This is a genomic window from Spirillospora sp. NPDC000708 (assembly GCF_040299565.1).
Lineage (GTDB): Bacteria > Actinomycetota > Actinomycetes > Streptosporangiales > Streptosporangiaceae > Spirillospora.
The window spans coordinates 1-22434 of record NZ_JBEPCJ010000130.1; the positions used below are offsets into that span (position 1 = coordinate 1).

A 22434-nucleotide genomic window follows, 5' to 3' on the forward strand; every position below is an offset into this window, starting at 1 on the left:
GGCTACACCTCTACAACCATCACCGCGGACACACCGCACTGGCAGGACAACCACCCGCCAGCCGCGTCACCAACCTCTCAGGGCAGTACAGCTAGCGGAGCGGGAAACAGCCCCTCAACCGTGACGGGGGTTCCAGGGGGTCGCCCCCCTGGGAAAATCAAGCCCGCTTCTTGAAAGCCCGCAGCGACAGCGGGGCGAAGACCAGGGAGATGCCGACGCCCCAGGCCAGCGCGATCCACGCGTGCTCCAGGACGGGGCCGCCGACCAGCAGGCCCCGCATGGACGTGACCAGCTGGGTCACCGGGCTGTTGTCCATGCAGAACGCCAGCCAGCCGGGGATGCCCTTGGTCGTCGGGATGAACGCGGTGCTCAGGAAGCTCAGCGGGAAGATCACCACGAAGCCGAAGATCTGCACCTTCTCCGGTTCGTTGACCTTCATGGCGATGTACACCGACGTCCACGAGAACAGCAGCGCGAACGTGAGCAGCAGCAGGAACGCGAGCAGCACCGAGAGGACGCCGGTGTGCACCCGGAACCCGATGGCGAACCCGACGCCCAGCAGGATCAGCATCGACCACGCCTGCTTGACGGTGTCGGCGATGATCCGCCCGGCGAGCGGCGCGGACCGGGAGATCGGCAGGCTGCGGAACCGGTCGAACACGCCCTTGGTGATGTCGGTGTTCAGCCCGAACCCGGTGCTCATCCCGGCGAACAGCGCGTTCTGCGCGATGATCCCCGGGATGACGATCGGCAGGTAGGCCTGCACGCTGCCGGCCATCGCCGGGCCGAACACGTACGCGAACAGCAGCACGAACATGATGGGCTGGATGGACAGGTCCAGCAGTTCCATCGGGTTGTGCTTGATCTGGACGAGGTTGCGCCAGGCCAGCGTCAGCGTGTTGCGGGCGGCGATGCCCGGCGAAACGCGCTTGGCCAGGTCCTGCGGTGCGAACGCCGTGGCGGTCATGCCGTGGCCCCTTCCCGGTCGGCGGCCTGCTCGAGCGCGCCGGCCTCCGCGTCGATGTCGTCGGTGTGGTGGCCGGTGAGGGCGAAGAACACCTCGTCCAGGCTGGACTTGCGCAGCGACAGCTCGCCGACCGCGACGCCGGCGTCGTCGAGCCGCCGGACGACGGCGGGCATCAGCGCCGGGTCGGTGATCGGCGCGGACACCAGCCCGTCCCGGGTCTCCGGCTCGGCGCCGGTGAGGTCGGCGACGATCCGCGCGGCGGCCTCGCCGTCGGCCTCCCGGATCGGGCGCAGCTCCAGTACCTGCCCGCCGACCTGCTCCTTCAGCCGGTCGGACGTGCCCTGTGCGATGACCTGGCCGCGGTCGATCACCACGATGTCGTCGGCGAGCTGGTCGGCCTCCTCCAGGTACTGCGTGGTCAGCAGCACGGTGACGCCGTCGTCGGTCAGGCCGCGGACGATGTCCCAGAGGCCGCCGCGGCTGCGCGGGTCGAGGCCCGTGGTGGGCTCGTCCAGGAACAGGAACTGCGGCCGCCCGACGAGGCTCGCCGCGAGGTCGAGGCGGCGGCGCATCCCGCCGGAGTAGGTCTTGGCGGCGCGTTCGGCCGCCTCGGTGAGCTGGAAGCGCTCCAGCAGCTCCGCCGCGCGCGCCCGGGACGCCCGCCGGGAGATGCCGAGCAGCCGTCCGATGAGGATGAGGTTCTCGGTGCCGGTGAGCATCTCGTCGACGCCGGCGTACTGCCCGGTCAGGCCGATCAGCTGCCGCACCTTGTGCGCGTCCTTCACCACGTCGTACCCGCCGACGCGGGCGCTGCCCTCGGTCGGCTCGATCAGCGTGGCGAGGATCCGCGTCGCGGTCGTCTTCCCGGCGCCGTTCGGGCCGAGGACGCCCAGCACGGTGCCGGGCTCCGCGGTGAGCGAGACGCCGGCCAGCGCCCTGGTCTCACCGAACCGCTTCACCAGGCCCTCGGCCTGGATCGCGTAGGACATGTGGTCTCCTGGGACTCGGTCTGCCGGACATCCCGCCCGACGGGTGAGGACCCGTCAACCTATGCGTGCCCCGGGTCCCTGCGCATCCACATTTTCCGCCGCCCGCGGCGGCGTCTCGGGCACGTTCGCCACCCTCGCAGCCGCCACTGACAAAACGCTGGTAGCGCGCCGTTTTCCCGGGACGTTCTAGACTCGCGGTGTGACGTCGGTGCGGCGCAGTCACCACAAGGACGGCGGGGGCCCGCACCCGCCGCGGCTGCGGCCGCCCGCACACCGGGTGTCGCCGCGCGCCATCGCGCACTGGGCGATCGAATACCTCCTGCTCTGGGGGCTCGCGTTCGGGCTGGCGCTCGGCGTCGCGGCCTGGCTCGGCGACGCCGGGTGGAGCGGGATGCCCGGCTGGCTGTCCGGGCGCGTCGGGTGGCTGCCCTACATCGTCGGGACGGCCGGGTTCCTCATGGTCACCGCGGCGCCCGTGTGGCGGTACCGGGTGCACCGCTGGGAGGTCAGCGCCGACGTCGTCTACACCCGTACCGGCTGGTTCAGCCGCGAGTGGCTGCTGGTGCCGGTCAGCCGGATCCAGACCGTCGACACCGAGCAGGGCTGGATCGAGCGGCTGCTCGGCCTCGCCACCATCAAGGTCAACACCGCCTCGCACACCGGCTCGTCGGAGGTGGCGGGCCTGCCCGCGGACGTCGCGACCCGCCTCGCCGAGCAGCTCGCGCACCGCGCGCACGACCTCCGCGACGACGCGACGTGAGCGTCCGACCCGAGGCCGGAGAGCCCGCCGCGGCGGGTCCCCCGCCCGCCGCCGTCGCGGCCGCGCCGCGCCGCCGCCGGCTGCACCCGCTGACGTTCGTGGTGGGGGCCGTCCGCGAGCTGATCGCGCTGCTCGCCGCGGGCGCCACCGGACTGCTCGTCGGGGGCATGTCCACCGCGTTCTACTTCACCCTCGCCGGGCTCGGGTTCGGGCTGGCGTTCCACGTCGCCGGCTGGGTGACCTTCACCTATGTCCTGTATGCCGACCGCATCGAGCTGCGGCGCGTCCTCCTCGGACGGTCGGTCAAGAGCATCCCCCGCGACCGGATCCGGGGCGTCGACGTCACCTCGTCCCTTCCGCAGCGGCTGCTCGGCCTCGCCGTCGTGCACATCGACGCGGGAGCGGAGGGCGGCGAGGGCACCCTCAACGCCGTGTCCCGCCAGGAGGCGGACCGGCTGCGGCGGGTGCTGCTGGCCCGCCCGACCGCCGACCGGCGCCCGCCGCGCCGCCTCCTCGCCCGGGTGACGCCGCGCTGGTACCTGTACGCCCCGCTCAGCGGCGCCTACCTGCTCACCCCGTTCGCGCTGGCGGGCAGCGTGCTCGGCACCCTCTACAACCTCGGGGACGATCTCGGGCTCATCACCCGGCAGCGCGTCGAGACCGTCGGGCACGACGTCGCCGGGGTGGCCCCCGCGCTCGCCGTCGCGCTCCTCGTGCTGATGCTCCTCGCCATGCCGGTCATGTCGGTGATCGTGTTCGCGCTGTTCAACTGGGACTTCACCGTGCACGAGCGGGACGGCTCGATCCAGGTGGAGCGCGGCGTGCTCACCCGGCGGGCCGTGTCCCTCGAACGGCGGCGGCTGCGGGGCGTCGAGCTGACCGACAATCCCCTCGAACGGCGTGCCGGGGTCGTCCGGCTCGGCGCGCTCATCACCGGGCTCGGGGACGCCGCACATCGGGGGCGGCTGCTGCCCACGGCGCCGCGCCCGGCGGCCGAGGACCTCGCGGCCCGCGTCCTCGGACCCGTCCCGGGCCCGCTGATCGCGCACCCTCGCGCGGCGCGCGGCCGGCGCGTCGCGCGCGCGGTCGCGCCGCTCGCGGGCGTCGCGGCCATCGCGGTGCTGGCCGGCCAGCCGTGGGTCGCCTACGCCTGCGCGGCCCTCGCCGTCCTCGCCGTTCCGCTGGGCCTGGACCGCTACCGCCAGCTGGGGCACGCCTCCGACGGCACCCGCCTCACCGTCCGCTCGGGTTCCCTGCGCCGCCGGCAGGTCGTCGTCGACCACGGCGCGGTGATCGGCTGGCGCGTCCGCCGGACGCTGTTCCAGCGCCGGCTCGGCCTCGCCACCCTGTTCGTCGCGACCGGCGCCGGTGACGGCGGCTACTCGGCGACGGACATGTCCGAGTCGGACGCCGTCGCCTTCGCCGCCGCCATCACGCCCGAATGGCTCGCGCCGTTCATCGAGCGCCCCGCACCGGGACCGGCCGCGAAACGGGACGCCGCGCCCCTGGACGTGCGGAAGCGGGACGCCGGGCCCCAGGACGCGGCCTCGGCCTGACCGCGGCCCGGACGGCCGCCGCCCGCGTCACTCGGGGCGGCGGGCGCCGAACATGATCTCGTCCCAGGACGGCACGGACGCGCGCTTCCCCTTGGCCTTGCGGCGGGGCCGCGCGGGCCGCTGCGCCGCGGACTCCGCCGCCGCGGCCGCCGGGGAACCGGTGACCGGCTTGTCCTGAGCGGCGGCGGGCATGGTGGGCCGGGCCGGCTTCTTCTTCGCGGGCGGCCGGGACGGCTCCCGGCGCGCCGGATGCTGCGGTGCGGGCTGCTGCTGTGCCGGCTGCTGGGCGGGCTGCGGTGGAGCCGGGTCCGGCCGGGAGGCCTTCTCCTCGGGCGTGGGCGCCGGGCGCTCCGGTGCCGGGCGCCGGTCCCGCGCGGCCTCGCCGCCGTCGCTCTCGGCGGGCTCCTCGCTCTCCCGCGCCGCCGCCGGTGCCGGGGCGTCCTCGGCCTCGTCGGGCTCGTCGTGCGCCTGCGCCGCCTCCGCCTCCTGCGCGGCGGGCGCTTCACCGGCGGCCTTGTCCTCGGTGGGCTCCTCGCGCGACGCCTGCGCGTCCTCGTCCTGCGGGGCGTCGCCGTCCGGCCGCTCGTCCTCGCCGGCCTTCGCGGTCTCGGCGGGGACGCCGGCATCGGCGCTCTGCCGCTCGTCGTCGTCCTGGGCGTCCTCGGTCGCCACGGGCCGCGGGTCCTCGTCCGCGCTCTGAGACGTCCCGGTCTCCTCGGCGGGCTCCGCGTCCTGAGCCGTGCGGTCGTCCCTGGTGGACGCCTCGGCCTCGGCGGGACGCTCCTCCTCAAGGGTCTCGGGGGCGTCGCTCGCCGCCTCGGGACGCGACTCCTCGCGCTCCGAAGGTCCGGCCGCCTCGGCGGCGCTTCCCGCTCGGGACTCCGCGTCGTCGGCGGGCGCCTCGGCGGCCGTCGGCTCCCGGCGCGCCTGCGGGACGCGCGGCTCCTCCTCGCGGGCGGAGCGGTCGTCGCGCGCCCGGACGTCCTCGGCGGGACGGCCGGGCTCGGGGGCCTCGCGCAGCCGCGGGGCCTCGCGAGGGCCGTCGGCGGAGAGCGGGCGGGACGCCTCGCGCAGCGGCGCGCCCTCGCCGGGCGCGTCCCGGAAGGCGGGGCGCGGGTCGACCATGCGGCCGCGCTCGACGATGTACTGCGGCGGCTCGGCGGGGCGCAGCGGGCCGGGCGCGGCGGGCTGCTCCGGCTCGGCGGGCAGGCCGCGCGCGCCGGCGTCCCGGTCGCCCGGGAGCCGGTCGTTCTGCACGACCTTCATCGCGGGACGGCGCGGGACGAGCGGGGTGACGGTGTCCGACAGCGTCTCCTCGTCCCACTCGACGGCGGTGAGGCGGGCGGCGATCTCGTCGAGCGGGGAGACGTGCCGGCGGCGCGGGTCGAAGGACCACTCGGCGGCGTGCGGGCGGCCGTTGTCGAAGAACGACAGCCGGACCCGCCAGGTGGAGTCCTCGCACTTCCAGGAGTCCCACTCGACCTCCTCGAGGTCGACGCCGCCGCGGCCGAGCCGCTCCTCGACGGTCTCGCCGAGCGGCGGGCCGAGCGTGGTCTCGCCGGGCCGGCGCACCGCGACGCGCTGCGCCTGCTGCGCCATGTACTCGCGTTCCTGCAGGACCGGGCCCTCGAACCAGCGGACGCGTTCGACCGGGATCCCCGCCGACTCGGCGATCTCCTCCGCCGTCTCGCCGGACCGGATGCGGGCCTGGATCTCCTTGGGACGCAAGGGACTCTCCACTTCGATCTCGAACTGGCCGAGGCGGGAGAAGTGCCCACGGACCGCTGCGCGGAGCCGGTCGTCGACGGGCAGGGTGAACCGGGTGCCTCGGCCCGCGGTGGCCAGGACGAGGTACGTACCGTCCTCGCTGACCGCGACGAGGCGCAGCTCCTGCATGCGTGTCCTTCCTGCCCTTCCTGACGGCACGGAGGGCGCCGGACCGTCCGGCCGCGGTCTCACCGGCCGGTCGCCCGTTGCCCGCCGAGGGCGCATGCGTGCCCTTCCCCCGGGTTCCCGAGTCTCTCTTCCGGACACACCTGCTGCCAGCACCGTACCCGGCATGTCCGAACATCGCCGCTCTCGAAGCCCCCTTCACGAGGCCGAAGAGGGCACCTGACCTAGCTTGCCGGTGTCGCGGGGCGGCCGGGGGCGCCCTGCCGGATTCTTGTGGATCCTTTTCCACACTCTGCCTGAGCGCGGCCGTGCGCTCCACCCGTTCGAGGTTAGGAGCGTCACGTCTGTGGCAGGAACACTCCGATCTTCCGAATAGTTTGGTTTTCGGGGGTTTCGGGCGAACGAACAGGGGTGAAAGGGTCGATGCGGCGCACGCTGCCGGATGTCAGCACGACGCAGCTGATCGCCAGTGGGGTGGCCACGCTGGCCGCCGCCGTCGGAGCGTCCTACCTGGGGGTCTACGGGACGATCATCGGCGCGGGGCTGATGAGCGTGATGTCGACGGCGGGCTCCGCGGTCGTGAAGCACTACCTCGACCAGGGCCGCAACCAGATCAAGGACCTGACGCACCTCCAGGCGGCGGTGCACCGGCAGGGCGCGGCGGAGCAGGCGGCGGCGGAGGCGCGGAGCGCCGACCCGACGCGGACCGTGGCGTGGCCGGCGGGCGACCCGAACGCCACCCGTCTCGACCTGCACCTCCCCGGCGACCTCGGCGGCGGGGACCCGAACGCGACGCGCCTGGACCGCACCCCGGCGGAGACCGTCGCCGACGCGCTCGCCGCGGCGGCGGGCCCGGAGGCCGTCCGCGAGGTGGTCCGCCGGTCGGCGCTCGACGCGACCGCCGGCTGGGTCAAGCAGCACTGGGTGAAGCTCGTGGTGTCGTCCGCCGCGATCTTCGCGATCGTCATCGGCGGCATCACCGTCTACGAGGCGGCCACCGGAGCGCCGATCGGCAACGGCAAGAGCGGCGGCACGACGCTCTCCAAGGCGCTGACCGGAGGCGGCGGCGGTGGCGGCGGCACGGACGAGTCCCCGACGTCGCCCGCCCCGTCGACGCACGCGACGCCGTCCGGCTCCGCGCCGAGCGAGGGGCCGTCGGGCGGCGTCCCGACGACCGGGGCGCCCACTACGGCGCCGCCCACCTCGCAGCGGCCGACCGAGCCGACGGCGCCCACGTCCTCGGCCCCCAGCACGCCGCAGAGCCCGCAGACCCCGTCGCCGACGAAGACCTCCGAGGGCGGCGCGGGCGGCGACGGCCAGCAGAACGACCAGAACGGCGCCGACCCCCGCATCACGCAGGGCCCGTGACGCCTAATCCCCGAAGACCTGGCGGGTGTAGGGGTTGGCGAAGCGGCGGTCGGGGTCGAGCTCGTCGCGCAGCCGCTGGAAGTCGGTGAACCGGGGGTAGACCTTCTCCAGGTAGGTGGCGTCGCGGGTGTGGAGCTTGCCCCAGTGCGGGCGGCCGTCGAGGGCGGTGAGGAGGTCCTCGACGCCGCGGAAGTACTCCTGGTGCCGGTCCTTGTAGTAGACGTGGACGGCGATGAACGCGCTGCGGCGGCCGTGGGCCATCGACAGCCAGGCGTCCTCCTGCGGGAGCAGCCGCACCTCGATCGGGAAGCTGATGCGCCAGTCCTTGCGGGCGAACAGGGAGCGCAGTTCGCGCAGCGCGGGGACGAGCTCCTCGCGCGGGATCGCGTACTCCTGCTCCTTGAAGCGGACCGTGCGGGGGCTGGTGAACACCTTGTACGAGGCGTCGCTGTAGGTGCGGGCGCCGAGCGCCTTAGCGGAGATGCCGTTGACGAAGGGCGTGGCGGCGGGGGCCAGGTGCGTCAGCCGGTTGACGGCGCCGAAGACCTTGTTGGACAGGAACTCGTCGTCCATCCAGTACTTGAACCTCGGCAGCGGTTCGGCCGGTCCCTTGACGCGGTTGTTGCGCTTGGTGAGGCAGCCCTCGGTGTGCGGGAACCAGTAGAACTCGAAGTGCTCGTTGGCGTCGTCGAACTCGTCGACGCGGGCGAGGACCTCGTCCCACTTCATCGGCTCCTCCTGCGCGCGCAGGAGGAAGGCCGGGACGGTCTTCCAGGTGATGGCGGTGACGACGCCGAGGGCGCCGAGGCCGGCGCGGGCGGCGTCGAACAGCTCGGGGCGCTCGTCGGGCGAGCAGGTGACGGTGGAGCCGTCGGCGAGGACGAGTTCGAGGGCGGCGACCTGGGAGGCGAGGCCGGCGGCGTCGCGCCCGGTGCCGTGCGTGGCGGTCTGGAGCGCGCCCGCGACGGTCTGCTCCTGGATGTCGCCCATGTTGGCCAGGGCCAGGCCGTGCTCGGCGAGGACGCGGTTGAACGCGTGCAGCGGCATCCCGGCCTCGACGGTGACCAGGCCGGTCGCGGTGTCGACGGAGCGGACCGCGGTGAGCGCCTGCGGGCGCAGCAGCACGCCCTCGGCGACGGCGGCGCCGGTGAAGGAGTGGCCGGTGCCGGTCATCCGGACGGTGAGGCCGTCGGACGCGGCGGACCGGACGGCCGCGGCCACCTCGGCGGTGGTGCCGGGGGTCGCGACGCGGTGCGGGGTGGCCTGCTGGTTTCCCGCCCAGTTCTGCCACTTCTGGTGGGTCACGGGTGACATGCGGCGACTCTACTCGGCAATCGATCGTGAGGAAAGTTCACGTTTACTGAGGGTCCGGGACCCCGCCAGGCCGATCAGCGCGGCCGCCACCGCCGACCCCAGCGGGACGAGGAACGCCGCGTGCCCGCCGTGCGCGTCCACGACCCGTCCGGACAGCGACGACCCGGCCGCCACCCCCACCCCGACCGATGTGGAGACCAGCGCCAGCCCCTCGGTCAGCTGGTGCGGCGGGACGAGCCGCTCGACCAGCCCGTAGCCGGGGATGATCGTCGGTGAGATCGCCAGCCCGGAGAAGAACACCACGGCCATCATCGGCCACAGGTTCCCGACCAGGACGGGCGGCACCAGCCCGGCCGTCAGCAGGCCGAGCCCGGCGAGGAAGCGGCGGGCGAGCGGGCGCCGCCAGTGCCGCGCCCCGTACCAGAGCGCCGCGGTGCCGCTGCCGAGCGCGTAGCAGCCGAGCAGCACGCCGGCGAGTGCCTTGTGCCCCTCCTCCTGGGCGAACGCCACGCCGCTGACGTCGATCGCGCCGAACACCATGCCGAGCGCCAGGAACACCGGCGTGATCACGACGACGCCGGGATTGCGGAACACCCCGCCGCGCGTCCCGGGGGCGCGCGGGCGCGGCGGGGGTTCGGTGCCGCGCTGCGCGGCGAGCGCCAGGCAGCCCGTCAGCGTGCAGGCGGCCGCCGCGCCGAGGCCCGCCGCCGGGTGCACGCCGGTGGCCAGCGCCGTGACGACCAGCGGCCCGGTGACGAAGATGCCCTCGTCCACCACCGACTCGAACGAGAACGCGGTGTGCAGCCGCGTGGGGGAGTCGCGCAGCACGTGCGACCAGCGGGCCCGCACCCACGCGCCCAGCGACACCTGCGTCAGCCCGGCCGCCGCGGCGGCGGGGAACAGCGTCCACACCGGCAGCCCGGCCAGCGCGAACACGATCAGCACGGCGAAGCTCGCGGTGTTGGCCGCCACCAGCGGGACCAGGACGCGGCGCTGCCCGTACCGGTCCGCGTACCGGGCGCTGAGCGGGGCACCGACGGCGTAGGCGACCGAGAGGGTCGCGGTCACAGAACCGGCGATACCGTACGATCCGGTAACCGCGGACACGAGAAGGACGATGCCGATCCCCACCATGGACATCGACATGCGGCCGACGAACCCGGCGGCGACGAACGGCCGGGCGCCGGGAACCGACAGCAGCTCCCGGTACGGACCGGACATCCGCGACTCCCCTCCCCACCGGGAGGAGGGGCGCCCCCGGCCCCATCGATCGACTTCAGCCCCATGATCACGTTACCTGGGGGAAAGAAGTGCCAAGACGTGTAACTCACCCGTAGCGACACTCGTTGGGAAATGTTGTGGCTCCTCCATCAGCACCGCGCGCGGCCGAGGACGGGGCGCCGGACGCTCCGGTGACCGCCGCGCGCCCGCCCCGGCAGAGGCCGCAGAAGAAGCAGCGCAAGGGCCGGTCGTCGCCCGGCGCCCCGGCGGGCGCGGCGGGCGGGAGGCCCCGGCGCGTCCTGCCGCTGCTCATCGCGACCATCGCCGCGCTCGCCGTCGCCAGCACGTCCGCCGGCGTCTACGCGGCGCTGACCACGGACGGCTCCGGCGGGCACGCCGCCTCGCCCGGCGGGTCGCACGGCGACGCCCCGCCGAGCGCGGGCCAGGGCGACCCCGTGAAGGTCGTCGACGAGGGGCAGGTCGCGCCGCTGCGCCGGGTCGTCCCGCCGGACGTGCTCGCCGCCGAGGCCGGGTCCATCTCCGCCGCCAAGATCGCGAAGATCGCGAAGCTGAAGAGGGTCCGCGACGTCGTGGCGGTCGCCGGCGGGGCCGTCCAGCTCCAGGGCCGGCAGGTGAACGCGTTCGCGGTCGACCCGTCCTCGTTCCGCTCGTGGACGCCGCCCGGCACCGCGAAGAGGACCGACCTGTGGGCGGCGCTCGCGGCCGACCGGTTCGTCGTGTCGCCGGACGCCGCCAAGCAGCTGCAGCTGACCAAGGGCTACGAGTACCCGGTGGTCGGCCGGACGATCCCGAAGCTGACCATGGGCGGCTCCGGAGACCTCGGCCTGCCCGGGATCAACATGCTGGTCAGCAAGAAGTCCGGGACGCAGATGGGCCTCGTCCCGAACGTCGCGGTGCTCGTCAACGCGCCCGGGGTCAGCCCCGCGAAGGTCGTCACGGCGGTCCGCAAGATCCTCGGCCGCGGCGCGAACGTGGTGAACCTGCACGACGCCAAGTACCAGTCGTCCGGCACGGGCGGGAAGGCGAACAGCTACCTGGACCTGTACAAGCAGGCCGCCACGAGCTGCCCCGGCCTGTCCTGGACGGTGCTCGCCGCGATCGGGCAGGTCGAGAGCGACCACGGCCGCAACGCCGGCCGCTCCAGCGCCGGCGCGCTCGGCCCGATGCAGTTCATGCCGGCCACGTGGAAGAGCTACGGGGTGGACGGCGACGGGGACGGCAAGGCCGACATCATGAACCCCTACGACGCGATCCCGGGCGCGGCGAAGTACCTGTGCGCGAACGGCGCGGGCCGCGGCGGCCAGCGGCTCTACCGGGCGATCTGGCACTACAACCACGCCGACTGGTACGTCCAGAAGGTCCTGAACCTCGCCAAGGCGTACGCCGCCCGCTACAGCTGACCGGCCCGCCGCGCCCGGGCGCCCGGTGCTCCACCGGAGACGGGGCACCGGGAGCGGGCTGGTTGGATGGAGCCATGACGTCCCACGACGCGTTGCTTCTGCTGTCCTTCGGGGGGCCGGAGGGGCCCGAGGACGTGATCCCGTTCCTGGAGAACGTCACCCGCGGCCGCGGCATCCCGCGCGAGCGGCTCGAGAAGGTGGGGGAGCACTACCACCTGTTCGGCGGGGTCAGCCCGATCAACCGGCTGTGCCGGGAGCTGAAGGCCGCCATCGAGGCGGACTTCGCCGCCCACGGCGTCGACCTGCCCGTGTACTGGGGCAACCGGAACTGGACCCCGTACCTCGCCGACACCGTCCGGCGGATGCGGGACGACGGTGTCCGGCACGCGGCGGCGTTCGTCACGTCCGCCTACAGCGGCTACTCCACGAACGACCAGTACCTGCAGGACATCGCGCGCGCCCGCGAAGAGGTCCCCGGCGCGCCCGAGATCGACAAGCTGCCCGTCTACTGCGACCGCCCCGGCTTCCTCGATCCGTTCGTGGACGCCGCCGGGGACGCGCTCGGCCGGCTCCCCGACGGCGCGCGGCTGCTGTTCACCGCGCACAGCGTCCCGCTGTCGCAGCCGAACCGCGAGCTGTACGTCGCCGAGCTGGAGGAGGCCGCCCGGACCGTCGCCGGCCGCGCCGCCCCCGGGACCCCCTGGGACCTGGTCTACCAGAGCCGCAGCGGCCCCCCGTCCCAGCCGTGGCTGGAGCCGCAGATCACCGACCACCTGGAGAAGCTCGCCGGCGAGGGCGTGCGCGCGGCGGCGGCCGTGCCGATCGGGTTCGTCTCCGACCACATGGAGGTCAAGTACGACCTCGACGTGGAGGCGGCCGGACGCGCCGCCGAGCTGGGCATCGCGTTCGTCCGGGCCGCGACGCCGGGCAGCGACCCGCGCTTCGCCGCGCTGCCGCGCCTGCTGATGGAAGAGGAGGAGGGCCAGTGAGCCTGCCGGAGGAACTGCTCGACCTGGCCGCCGCGACCGCGCGCGAGGTGGGCCGGATGCTGGTCGACAAGCGACCGGCCGGCGGTCCGGACGTGGTGCAGACCAAGTCGTCCCCGACCGACGTCGTCACCCAGATGGACCGCGCCGCCGAGGCACTGATCATCGAGCGGATCCGGGCCGCCCGCCCGGACGACGCCTTCCTCGGCGAGGAGGGCGGCGAGCGCGGCGGCGGCAGCGGCGTCCGCTGGGTGGTCGACCCGATCGACGGGACCGTCAACTACCTCTACGACCTGCCGGACTGGGCGGTCAGCATCGCCGCCGAGGTCGACGGCGTCGCGGTCGCGGGCGCGGTCGAGATGCCGCGGCGCGGCGAGTCGTACACGGCGTTCCGGGGCGGCGGGGCGCTGCTGCGCACCGCGTCCGGCGCCCGCGAGCTGCGGGTGACCGAGCGGGTGCCGCTGGGCCAGGCCCTGGTGGCGACCGGGTTCGGCTACGACGCCGTGCGGCGCGCCGCGCAGGCGCGGGTGCTCACCGGGGTGCTCCCGGCCGTCCGGGACATCCGGCGCGGCGGCTCCTGCTGCGTGGACCTGTGCTCGCTGGCGGCCGGGCGGCTCGACGCCTACTACGAGCGCGGCGTCCAGGCGTGGGACATCGGCGCCGGCGCGCTGATCGTGCAGGAGGCGGGCGGGCGCGTCGAGGGCCTCCACGGCGCACCGGCGGGGCCCGAGCTCACCATGGCGGCCGGGCCGGGCACGTTCGAGGCCCTGCACGACCTGCTGGCGCCCCTCGACCCCCTCACGGACTAGCGGGGCCGGGGCGGGCGAGCAGAGGCCCGGAGGGACGAGAAGAGCCCGGGACGTGGGCGTCCCGGGCTCCCTGCGGTGGGGCGTCTCAGTCGCAGCGGGGTGGTTCGACGCCGATGTCGTTGTTCGCTGCGATCCGGCGCAGTTCGTTGATCTCCTCCTGACGGATGTCCGCCAGGTAGGTGTCGCCTTCCGCGTGGGCGCTGCGCAGCGACGCGTACGCGTCGTCGAGCCGCTGCTGAATCGTGCGGGACAACTCGCCCATGGGCCTCCTCCCGGATCGTGCCCATGCCTACCCAGCCGTAGGCTGAAGGTAAACCTGTTCGCCGGTGCAATTTTCGCGGATCCTTACGCCGCCAGTTAACGCGCCGAGGCGAACGCCGTCTTGAACAGGTGTTTACGGGCGTCTTACGGCTTCCGTGGCATATCTGGACCACGGGGCGACCGCGCCCCGACCGGAAGGGGACGCAGAGTGCGTGTTCTAGTCGTCGAGGACGAGCGGGTGCTCGCCGACGCGATCGCGACAGGGCTGCGCCGCGAGGCGCTGGCCGTGGACGTGGCCTACGACGGCGCCGGCGCGCTGGACCGCGCCGGGGTGAACGAGTACGACGTGATCGTCCTCGACCGCGACCTGCCGCGGGTGCACGGCGACGACGTGTGCAAGCAGCTGGTGGCGCAGCGCTACCCCGCGCGGATCATCATGCTGACCGCCGCGGGGGAGCTGGACGACCGGGTCGAGGGGCTGTCCATCGGCGCCGACGACTACCTGGCCAAGCCGTTCGCCTTCGCCGAGCTGATCGCCCGGGTGCGGGCGCTCGGCCGCCGCGCCGCGGCGCCGCTGCCGCCGGTGCTGGAGCGCGCCGGGGTCGCGCTCGACCCGGCCCGCCGCGAGGTGACCCGGGACGGGCGCCCGGTGGAGCTGACCCGCAAGGAGTTCGCGGTGCTGGAGGTGCTGCTCAGCGCGGACGGCGCCGTCGTCAGCTCCGAGCAGCTGCTGGAGAAGGCCTGGGACGAGCACATCGACCCGTTCACCAACGTCGTCCGCGTGACGATGATGACGCTGCGCAAGAAGCTCGGCGACCCCCCGGTCATCGAGACCGTGCCCGGAGTGGGATACCGCCTTTGACTTCCGAATCCGCACCGCAGAGCGAGCCGAACGGCCCCAACGGCCCCAACGGCCCCAACGGCCCCAACGGCCCGAACGAAGCGAACGAGCCGGGCGGGCCGCAGGCCCGCCAGCAGCCGGCGCAGCCGGGGACGGACGACCGGTCCGCGCGCCCCGGCCGCTGGCGGCGGCCCGGGCCGCAGCAGGTCCCCGGCCCCGAGCCGGGCGGCCGGAACGTGTGGCGCGGCGAGGGCGGCGCGTCGTTCGGCGAGCTGAAGAAGCTCCCCGGCCGGATGAGCGTCCGGCTGCGGCTGACCCTGCTGTACGGGCTGCTGTTCTTCATGGCCGGGGCGCTGCTGCTGTTCGTGATGTCGGTGCTGATGGCCAACATCCTCGGCAACGTCAAGGTCATCGGCCTCGGCATCACCGACGCCGAGGCGGCCGAGCTGCAGCACCAGTTCGTCGAGCAGACGATGAAGCAGCTGGTCGGCCGGTCGCTGATGGCGCTCGCCGGGGTCGGGGTGATCACCCTCGTGCTCGGCTGGTTCGTCGCCGACCGGGCGCTCAGCCCGCTGCAGCGGGTCACCACGACGGCCCGCCGGCTGTCGGAGAGCACCCTGCACGAGCGGATCGCGCTGGAGGGCCCCGACGACGAGATCAAGGAGCTGGCCGACACCTTCGACGCGATGCTGGAGCGGCTCGGCCAGGCGTTCGACTCCCAGCGCCGGTTCGTCGCGAACGCCTCGCACGAGCTGCGCACCCCCCTCGCGATCAACCGGACGCTGCTGGAGGTGGCGCTCGGCGACCCGGAGGCGTCCGACGACCTGCGCACCGTCGGCAGGACGCTGCTCGCCACCAACGCCCGGCACGAGCGGCTCATCGAGGGCCTGCTGCTGCTCGCCCGCAGCGAGCGCGAGCTGACCGCCCGGACCCCCGTCGACCTCGCCGAGGTCGCCGCGACGGTGCTGGAGCACTCCGCGCGCCGCGAGCACGACAACGACGTGGCCGTGCACCGGGAGCTGACGTCCGGGACGGCGCTCGGCGACCCGGTGCTGCTGGAGCACCTGGTGTCCAACCTCGTCGAGAACGCGATCAAGCACAACGACGCCGAGGGCGGCGAGCTGTGGATCCGCACCGGCATGCTCGACGGCTACGCCACCGTCCAGGTCGAGAACACCGGCCCGGTGGTGCCCGCCTACGAGGTCGAGCGGCTGTTCGAGCCGTTCCGGCGGCTCAACGCCGACCGGGTCGAGTCCGCCAAGGGCGCGGGCCTCGGGCTGTCGATCGTCCGCTCGGTGGTGCTGGCGCACCGCGGCGCCGTCTACGCGGTGCCGCGCCCCGGCGGCGGGCTGATCGTCACCGTCCGGCTCCAGCCCGGGTGAGATCCCGGTCCGCTACTTCAGCGCGGCGGTCGCCACCGTCGGGTCGCCGTCGTAGTCCAGCCGCAGGTTCACGAACCGGTCGCTCGCCAGCGCGCCCGTCCCGGTGTAGACGAGCGGGATGAGGGCCATGTCGTCCAGCGCGGTCTTCTCGGCCTGCTGGTAGAGCCTCGTGCGCTGGTCGTCGGAGGGGGTGCGGACCGCGTTGGAGATCAGGCCGTCGAACGAGGAGTTCTTCCAGCCCGACAGGTTGTAGCCGTCGCTCCTGCCGACCAGCGTGCCGCCCAGCAGCGACCACAGGCTCGTGTACGGCGACGGATAGTCCGGCCCCCACGCGAACAGCGCCAGCCCCGACGCGTCATCGGCGGTGACCGCCTGCCGGAACTTGCTCCAGTCGGACAGCGGCGTCGTCTTCAGCTCCACGGACCAGCCGAGCACCTGCCGCAACCGCGCCTGGACGGCCTCCGCCGCCGTGGTGGAGGTGCTCGTCTGCTGCAGGTAGAGGGTGATCCTCGTGCCGGACCCGAGCCCGGCCTTCGAGGCGAGCTCCTTCGCCTTCACCGTGTCCGGCGCGTCGCACGACGGGCACACGCCCGCCTTCCCGAAACCGGGCAGCGCGGCCGGGACGATCCCGTGGGCGGGCGCGTACCCGGTGCCGTAGAGCCCGGCGAGCGCGCTGCGGTCCAGCGCGTACGACACCGCGAGCCGCGCGTCCCGCGACTTCATCGGCCCGCGCGCCGTCACCGGGACGAGCATCCGGGTGTACGCCAGCGTCCTCGTCACCACCGTCCCGCCGGACGGCGAGGTCGCCGAAGCGGCGGCGGCGCCGGTGGCGCCGGTCAGCGGTGCCCAGTCCGTCCCGCCCGACGCGAACGTCGCGCGGCCCTGCGTCGTGTCGTCGAGCGCGTTGACCTGGACGGTGTCGAGCTTGGTCTTGCCGAACGCCCACCGGTCGTTGCGGACCAGCGTGTAGCTCCTGCCCTTGCTGGAACCCTGCAGCTTGAACGGCCCGTTGCCGACCGGGTTCTGGTTGTAGGACGCGTTGTCCCACGACCCGGCGGACTGCGGCAGCGGCGCGAACGCGGGGTCGCCCAGCCGCTTCGGGAAGTCGCAGCTCGGCGAGGTCAGGTGCACGTCGATCACGCTGCCGGACGCCGACACCCCCGACAGCGTGCCCGCCTGGCCGGTCGAGGCGTCGGCGTACCCGGCGATGTCGGCCATCAGGACCGGCCCGCCGCCGGTCGAGGTCCGCGCCGCGCGCGTCCAGCCGCGCTGGAACGCCGCCGCGTCGACCGGCGAGCCGTCGCTGAAGGTCGTCCCCTCCCTGATCCCGATCGTCCAGTTCGAGCACGTCCCGTCGGACTTGATCGAAGTGGCGAGGCGGTTGCGGGCGGTGCCGTCCGGTTCGACCTCGGTGAGGCCGGTGAACAGCAGCTTGGCGAGGAACCGCTCGGTGCCGGTGTAGGCGTGCGAGGGGTCGATCTCGCCGCTCGTCGAGCCGAGGCTCGCGGCGGCGATCCGCAGCGTCCCGCCGACCCGCCCGGTGGGCGTGGGGGAGGGGTGGTCGCCGCCGTTCGACAGGACGATGATCAGCGTGGTGGCGACGGCGACCGCGACGGCCGCGGCGCCCCCGGCCCCGGCGAGCACGCCGATCCGCCTGCGCCGCCGCGTGCCGGGCGGCCCGGTCCGCTCCGTCCCGGACGGGGCGCCCTGGCCGCCGCCCGAGGGCCACGTCGGCTGCCCCGCGTAGCCGGACGGCCCCGCCCACGGCGGGGAGGGCGGCTGCGGCCCCGGCGGCGTCTGCGCGTACGGAGTCTGCGGAGGCGGCGTCTGCGCGAACGGGGAGGCCGGCGAGGGAGGCGTCTGCGCGAACGGGCTGGACGGGGGAGGCGTCTGCGCGAAGGGTGAGGCCGGCGGGGGAGGCGTCTGCGCGAGCGGGGACTGCGGGTGCTGCGCGAGCTGCGGGTAGGACGACAGCGACTGCGGCGCGAGCGACTGCAGCGGGTTCGACGGCGACCGCGTGTCCTGCAGCCGCGCCGAATCGGCGGCGGCCGTCTCCGCGCCCTGGCTGAGCATCGCCTCGCCGCCACCGCCGCCGGGCTTCGGCGGGTTCCCCGCGAGCGTCAGCAGCGTCGCCAGGACCTGCTGCGACGCGGGCCGCAGCGCCGGGTCCTTGCTGAGGCAGTCCGCCACGACGCCGCGCAGCGGCTCGGGCATCATGCCGAGGTCAGGCGCCATGTTCAGGATCCGGTGCATGACCGCCGGGATGGAGTCCTGCCCGAACGCGGGGCGGCCGGTCGCGGCGACCGCCATCGTCGCGCCCCAGGCGAACACGTCGGCCGCCGGTCCGACCGGCGCCCCCGAGATCTGCTCCGGCGCCATGTAGGCGGGCGTCCCGACGGCGGTGCTCGACAGCGTGCCCGTCGCGTCGAGCGCCCGGGCGATGCCGAAGTCGATCACCCGGGGCCCGTCCGCGGCGAGCAGCACGTTCGCCGGCTTGAAGTCGCGGTGCACGACCCCGGCCTGGTGGATGGCCGCCAGCGCGGTCATCGTGCCGATCGCCAGCCGGTCCAGGTCCGCGCCGCGCTGCGGGCCGCCCTCCGCCAGCGCCGCCGACAGCGACGGGCCGTCGATGTACTCGCTGACGATGTAGGGCCGGTCGCCCTCGACGTCGGAGTCCAGGATGCGGGCCGTGCAGAACGCCGAGACCCGCTGCGCCACCGCCACCTCGGCGGCGAACCGCGACCGGGCCTTCGGGTCGGCGCTGAAGCGCGCGTGCAGCAGCTTCACCGCGACCCGGTGGCCCGGCTCGTCCTCGGCCAGGTAGACCGCGCCCTGCCCGCCCTCCCCGAGCAGCCCCGTCAACCGGTAGCCGCCCAGCCTTTCCGGATCGCCCGGGCGCAGCGGGCGGATGTCGGGCATCTGGATCCTTCGGGGGGAGGCGCGGATGTCGTCGTGTGTCCGGGTCCGGCCGGTCCGGCCGGCGGAGCGGTCAGTCGCTCACCGTCCCGGACGCCGAGGGGCTCACCGCGTCGCGGGTCTGCCGCCACTCCCAGCGCATGGTGCTGCCGCCGGGGTTGACGAACCGGACGTAGCCGGGCGCGCAGTTCTCCGTCTTCTGCCCCGCCATCGGCGTCTCCTGGTACTCGACGTAGCTGCTGGTCTCGTCGCCGGACAGCAGCGCGAGGTTCGTGTAGCAGGTCGGCTGGACGCTGCCGTAGTCGTACTTCGCGGTGCCGTGCGTGTAGACCAGCGCGAACTCCGCCTTGAAGTTCTGGTGGCCGGCCGGGGCGCCCGGCTGGTAGCCGTCGCCGTTCCACACGCCGACCAGCCCGCCCTGGGACGAGCCCGTCGGCGAGTTCTCGGTCGGCGGCGTGTAGATCGACGACGTCGGCGTCGGGTCGGCGTCGTCGCTGTTGTTGGCGGCGATGATCACGAACACCACGACGCCGATGAGCGCGATCAGCGCCAGCACGCCGCAGCCGATCGCGATGGCCGGGCCCGGCGAGCTCGACTTCGCGGGCGGCGGCCCGTAGGCCATCGGCGGCTGCATCGGCCCCTGCACGGGAGGCCGCTGCCCCATCGGCATGTTCGGCGGCGGGGGCTGCATGCCGCCCTGGTACATCGGCATGGGCGGCGGCGTGATCGGCTGCGGGGGCGGCGTCGCCGGCCCTCCCATGCCGCCCTGCACGCCCGCGCCCTGCATCCCGCCCTGGTGCAGCGGCATCGGCGGCGGGGTGATCGACTGCTGCGGCGGCTGCGGGCGCGGCGCCGGCGGCACCCGCGGCGGCGCGGGCATCTGCGCGGCGATCCGGGTGCCCTGGTTGAGCAGGTCCTCCGGGTCGGCGCCGGGGTTCGACGGCGCGGCGCCGACCGCGCCGAGCAGGTTCAGCAGCAGCTGCGGCGCCGGCGGGCGCAGCCCCGCGTCCTTGGACAGGCAGCGCGCGACCAGGTCCCGCACCGGGCCGGGCGGCAGCGCCGACAGGTCCGGGTCCTCGTTGAGGATGCGGTTGATGATGACCGGCAGCGTGTCGGCCTCGAACGGCGACTGCCCGGTGGCCGCGAACACCATGGTCGCGCCCCAGGCGAAGATGTCCACCGCGGGCGTCAGCGGCGCGCCGGTCAGCTGCTCGGGCGCCAGGTAGCCGGGCGTCCCGACGACCATGCCGGTCGCGGTGACGGCGCTCTCCTGCGAGTTGACCGTCCGGGCGATGCCGAAGTCCACGACGCGCGGGCCGTCGGAGGCCAGCATGACGTTGTTGGGCTTGAAGTCGCGGTGCACGATCCCGGCCTCGTGGATGGCCGCGAGGGCCGTCACGGTGCCGATCGCCAGCCGCTCCAGCTCGGCGGCGCCGAGCGGGCCGTTGTGCGCGACCACGTCGTGCAGCGACGGGCCGTCGATGAACTCGCTGACGACGTACGGCTGGTCGCCGTGCACGTCGGCCTCGAGCACCCGCGCGGTGCAGAAGGGCTCGACCTTCTGCGCCGCCGCCACCTCCCGCGTGAAGCGGGCGCGCGCGGCGGGGTCGTTCGCCATCTGGGCGTGCAGCAGCTTGACGGCCACGTACTCGCCGCCCGGCGCGCGGCCGAGGAAGACCGCGCCCTGCCCCCCGGCGCCGAGCCGGCCGACGACCTCGAACTGACCCAGTGCCCTGGGATCGCCCGGCTCCAGCGGAGCGGCATCCGGCATCTGATCCTCCAGTGACCCGCAGTGATGTCCCGCGACATTGTGCGTCCGGACCCCGTCGCGAGGCCCGGGTCCCCCTGCCGGCCCCGCACGGCGCCGGCGAGCCCGGCCCCCGACCTCAGGCGGGCACGATATCGCGTTAGTTCAGACGTTTCACCGAAGCGTCTGGTTCAGCGGTCCACCAGCCGGTTCGGGCCGTCCCGCGCGCCGCGGGCCGGTCGGCGCGCGCAACGCTCCCGGGACCGATATGATCCCCGCCGCCGCGGGAACCCCGGCAGGCGCACCGGCCCTTCGGGAGCATGCCGGAACGCCGGCCGGGGCGTGTGACGGACGACACAACCTGGGGGTGGGAAGCGGGTGATCGGTGTCACCCGTGGGAACGGTCGCGCCTTGTGTGTCACAGCTCACCAACCGTGACAGAATTTCCCGCCCGGATCGGGCACAAGAACGGTCCCCCGAGCGTTAGTTCCGCGCGACGGGGCGCATAAAGCACTGAGGGGGATGGAGATAGAAGATGGCGACCGACTACGACAGCCCACGCAAGACAGACGACGACCTGAGCGAGGACAGCCTCCAGGAGCTCCAGGCCCGGCGCGCCGACAAGGCCGCCAGCATCATCGACGAGGACCTGGACGCCGGTGAGGTCGCCGAGCTGCCCGGCGCCGACCTGTCCAACGAGGAACTGACCTTCCGGGTCGTCCCCCGGCAGGCCGACGAGTTCACCTGCACGCGCTGCTTCCTCGTGCACCACCGCAGCCAGCTGGCCACCGAGAAGAACGGCCAGCCGATCTGCACCGAGTGCGCCGCCTGACACGTCCGGGGGGTCGGCCCTTCGGAGAGGCACCAGCGGGAGCGGCATGACGGGAGAACTGGAACGACGGCACGACGACGTGGAGCCGGCGCGCGGCGACGGCTCCACGGAGCTCGGCGAGCTGATCGGCAGGCTCGCCGGCGACGAGGAGATGGACCGGGAGACCCGGCGGCGGCTGCTCGGCCGGCTGGTCCGGCTGCTCGGGCAGGGCACCCGCCGGGCCGGCGCGGCGGGCATCGGGCGCGGCCGCTGGCTGGCCGACCTGCTGCTGGAGGCGGCCCCGCACATCCCGATCCGTGATCTGGAGACGCTGAGCCGCCACCACCACGGGCTGTCCGGCGAGGATCTCGCCGACAACCTGGTGAAGGTGGCGGGCAACGCCACCACCGCCGTGGGCGCGGCGGGCGGTGCGCTCGCCGCGGTGGAGTTCGCCGCTCCGCCGCTGCTGCTGACCGCCCCCGCCCAGATCGCCGCCGAGACCCTCGTGGTCGCGGCGATCGAGGTGAAGCTGATCGCCGAGCTGCACGAGGTGTACGGGGTCAGCGTCCAGGGCACCGGCACCGTGCGGGGGGCGGCGTTCGTCACCTCCTGGGCGCGCCAGCGCGGCGTCAACCCGCTGGAGGGCGGGACGTTCACCAGCGCGCTCGGCTCGGCGGCGAAGGCGGCGCTGCGCAAGCGGATGATGCGCACGTTCGGCCGCCACATGACGACGATGGGCCCGCTGCTGACCGGCGCCGCCGCGGGCGCCGCGCTCAACCGGGCCGCGACGAAGGCGCTGGCCGCGAAGGTCCGGCAGGACCTGCGCGGATCCGCGGGGGCCCTGCCCCCGCCGCCGGGCGGCACGTTCGGCTGAGCGGCGTCCGGCCGCGGCGGATCCGCGTCCCCCTCGCGGAGCCGGACGGCGCGCGCCGGCGGCGGCCGCGGCCGCCGCATCCCCCTGTATCCATCCCCGTCCCCCGGCCCGAAGGCGGCACGAGAGCACCGCGCCGAAGGCGACATCGGGCACGAAAGCAACCGGTCGCGATCACCGGGCCGACAACGACCGGCCAACGGCAACAGGCCAAGGCATCAGGTGAAGGCATCAGGACCGCAAGCGTCGGGGGGGGGGGGCGGCGGGGCCCCGGCCGCCGCGAACACGGCGAGGGCGCGGGCGCCGCCCCCCGCGGAAGAG

18 protein-coding genes are annotated in these 22434 nt (G+C 74.3%); 10 read left to right on the forward strand and 8 right to left on the reverse strand.

What is annotated here, in order from left to right; translation table 11 throughout:
- Nucleotides 1-157 precede the first annotated feature (157 nt).
- Both ABT299_RS48100 and ABT299_RS48105 read right to left on the reverse strand, forming a co-directional pair.
- Nucleotides 158-967 (reverse strand): ABC transporter permease, encoded by an 810-nt coding sequence (locus ABT299_RS48100; protein WP_190859958.1) that lies wholly within the window; start codon nucleotides 965-967, stop codon nucleotides 158-160.
- Nucleotides 964-1956: an ATP-binding cassette domain-containing protein gene (locus tag ABT299_RS48105; RefSeq protein WP_387028565.1), complete on the reverse strand. Its 993-nt coding sequence runs from the start codon at nucleotides 1954-1956 to the stop codon at nucleotides 964-966. The genes ABT299_RS48100 and ABT299_RS48105 overlap by 4 nt, the downstream gene beginning before the upstream one ends.
- Before the next feature lie 199 nt (nucleotides 1957-2155).
- On the opposite strand from ABT299_RS48105, the gene ABT299_RS48110 reads away from it, so the two are divergent.
- Both ABT299_RS48110 and ABT299_RS48115 read left to right on the forward strand, forming a co-directional pair.
- Complete coding sequence (locus ABT299_RS48110) at nucleotides 2156-2716, forward strand: PH domain-containing protein (RefSeq protein ID WP_190859975.1); 561 nt, start codon at nucleotides 2156-2158, stop codon at nucleotides 2714-2716.
- Complete coding sequence (locus tag ABT299_RS48115) at nucleotides 2713-4272, forward strand: PH domain-containing protein (protein ID WP_190859982.1); 1560 nt, start codon at nucleotides 2713-2715, stop codon at nucleotides 4270-4272. Before ABT299_RS48110 ends, ABT299_RS48115 begins: the two co-directional genes overlap by 4 nt.
- Nucleotides 4273-4299: 27 nt before the next feature.
- Here the strand turns inward: ABT299_RS48115 and sepH are convergent, their stop codons facing one another.
- Nucleotides 4300-6168 carry a septation protein SepH gene (gene sepH, locus ABT299_RS48120; RefSeq protein ID WP_500254916.1) on the reverse strand — a complete coding sequence of 623 codons (1869 nt, stop codon included), beginning with the start codon at nucleotides 6166-6168 and terminating at the stop codon, nucleotides 4300-4302.
- A gap of 420 nt (nucleotides 6169-6588) precedes the next feature.
- Between sepH and ABT299_RS48125 the strand changes: the two genes are divergently transcribed.
- The gene (locus ABT299_RS48125; RefSeq protein WP_500254917.1) at nucleotides 6589-7533 is read left to right on the forward strand and encodes a hypothetical protein; all 945 of its coding nucleotides are present in this window, start codon (nucleotides 6589-6591) and stop codon (nucleotides 7531-7533) included.
- A 3-nt stretch (nucleotides 7534-7536) separates the two neighbouring features.
- Here the strand turns inward: ABT299_RS48125 and ABT299_RS48130 are convergent, their stop codons facing one another.
- Nucleotides 7537-8847 carry a D-arabinono-1,4-lactone oxidase gene (locus ABT299_RS48130; RefSeq protein WP_500254918.1) on the reverse strand — a complete coding sequence of 437 codons (1311 nt, stop codon included), beginning with the start codon at nucleotides 8845-8847 and terminating at the stop codon, nucleotides 7537-7539.
- 9 nt (nucleotides 8848-8856) lie between these two features.
- Complete coding sequence (locus tag ABT299_RS48135; RefSeq protein ID WP_500254919.1) at nucleotides 8857-10068, reverse strand: MFS transporter; 1212 nt, start codon at nucleotides 10066-10068, stop codon at nucleotides 8857-8859.
- 191 nt (nucleotides 10069-10259) lie between these two features.
- Here ABT299_RS48135 and ABT299_RS48140 point away from each other — a divergent pair, with 191 nt between their 5' ends.
- From ABT299_RS48140 to ABT299_RS48150, 3 genes are all read left to right on the forward strand, one after another.
- Nucleotides 10260-11489: a lytic transglycosylase domain-containing protein gene (locus ABT299_RS48140; protein WP_500254920.1), complete on the forward strand. Its 1230-nt coding sequence runs from the start codon at nucleotides 10260-10262 to the stop codon at nucleotides 11487-11489.
- Nucleotides 11490-11563: 74 nt separating this feature from the next.
- A complete protein-coding gene (locus ABT299_RS48145; RefSeq protein WP_500254921.1) occupies nucleotides 11564-12478 on the forward strand; it encodes a ferrochelatase in 915 nt (304 codons plus the stop codon).
- Complete coding sequence (locus tag ABT299_RS48150; RefSeq protein ID WP_190859994.1) at nucleotides 12475-13284, forward strand: inositol monophosphatase family protein; 810 nt, start codon at nucleotides 12475-12477, stop codon at nucleotides 13282-13284. Before ABT299_RS48145 ends, ABT299_RS48150 begins: the two co-directional genes overlap by 4 nt.
- Nucleotides 13285-13369: 85 nt before the next feature.
- Here the strand turns inward: ABT299_RS48150 and ABT299_RS48155 are convergent, their stop codons facing one another.
- Nucleotides 13370-13546 carry a hypothetical protein gene (locus ABT299_RS48155; protein WP_190859996.1) on the reverse strand — a complete coding sequence of 59 codons (177 nt, stop codon included), beginning with the start codon at nucleotides 13544-13546 and terminating at the stop codon, nucleotides 13370-13372.
- A 207-nt stretch (nucleotides 13547-13753) separates the two neighbouring features.
- Here ABT299_RS48155 and ABT299_RS48160 point away from each other — a divergent pair, with 207 nt between their 5' ends.
- Together ABT299_RS48160 and ABT299_RS48165 are read left to right on the forward strand one after the other, a co-directional pair.
- Nucleotides 13754-14407, forward strand: coding sequence for a response regulator (locus ABT299_RS48160; RefSeq protein WP_190859998.1), 654 nt, complete (start codon nucleotides 13754-13756; stop codon nucleotides 14405-14407).
- A complete protein-coding gene (locus ABT299_RS48165; RefSeq protein ID WP_500254922.1) occupies nucleotides 14404-15768 on the forward strand; it encodes a sensor histidine kinase in 1365 nt (454 codons plus the stop codon). The genes ABT299_RS48160 and ABT299_RS48165 overlap by 4 nt, the downstream gene beginning before the upstream one ends.
- A 12-nt stretch (nucleotides 15769-15780) precedes the next feature.
- On the opposite strand, the gene ABT299_RS48170 is transcribed toward ABT299_RS48165, so the two are convergent.
- On the reverse strand, nucleotides 15781-18687 hold the full coding sequence (locus tag ABT299_RS48170) for an ABC transporter substrate-binding protein (protein WP_500254923.1): 2907 nt from the start codon (nucleotides 18685-18687) through the stop codon (nucleotides 15781-15783).
- A 70-nt stretch (nucleotides 18688-18757) separates the two neighbouring features.
- Nucleotides 18758-20455 carry a serine/threonine-protein kinase gene (locus ABT299_RS48175; protein ID WP_500254924.1) on the reverse strand — a complete coding sequence of 566 codons (1698 nt, stop codon included), beginning with the start codon at nucleotides 20453-20455 and terminating at the stop codon, nucleotides 18758-18760.
- A 511-nt stretch (nucleotides 20456-20966) separates the two neighbouring features.
- Here ABT299_RS48175 and ABT299_RS48180 point away from each other — a divergent pair.
- Together ABT299_RS48180 and ABT299_RS48185 are read left to right on the forward strand one after the other, a co-directional pair.
- Nucleotides 20967-21263, forward strand: coding sequence for a DUF4193 domain-containing protein (locus ABT299_RS48180; RefSeq protein WP_190860004.1), 297 nt, complete (start codon nucleotides 20967-20969; stop codon nucleotides 21261-21263).
- 46 nt (nucleotides 21264-21309) lie between these two features.
- Nucleotides 21310-22116, forward strand: coding sequence for a hypothetical protein (locus ABT299_RS48185; protein WP_500254925.1), 807 nt, complete (start codon nucleotides 21310-21312; stop codon nucleotides 22114-22116).
- Nucleotides 22117-22434 lie beyond the last annotated feature (318 nt).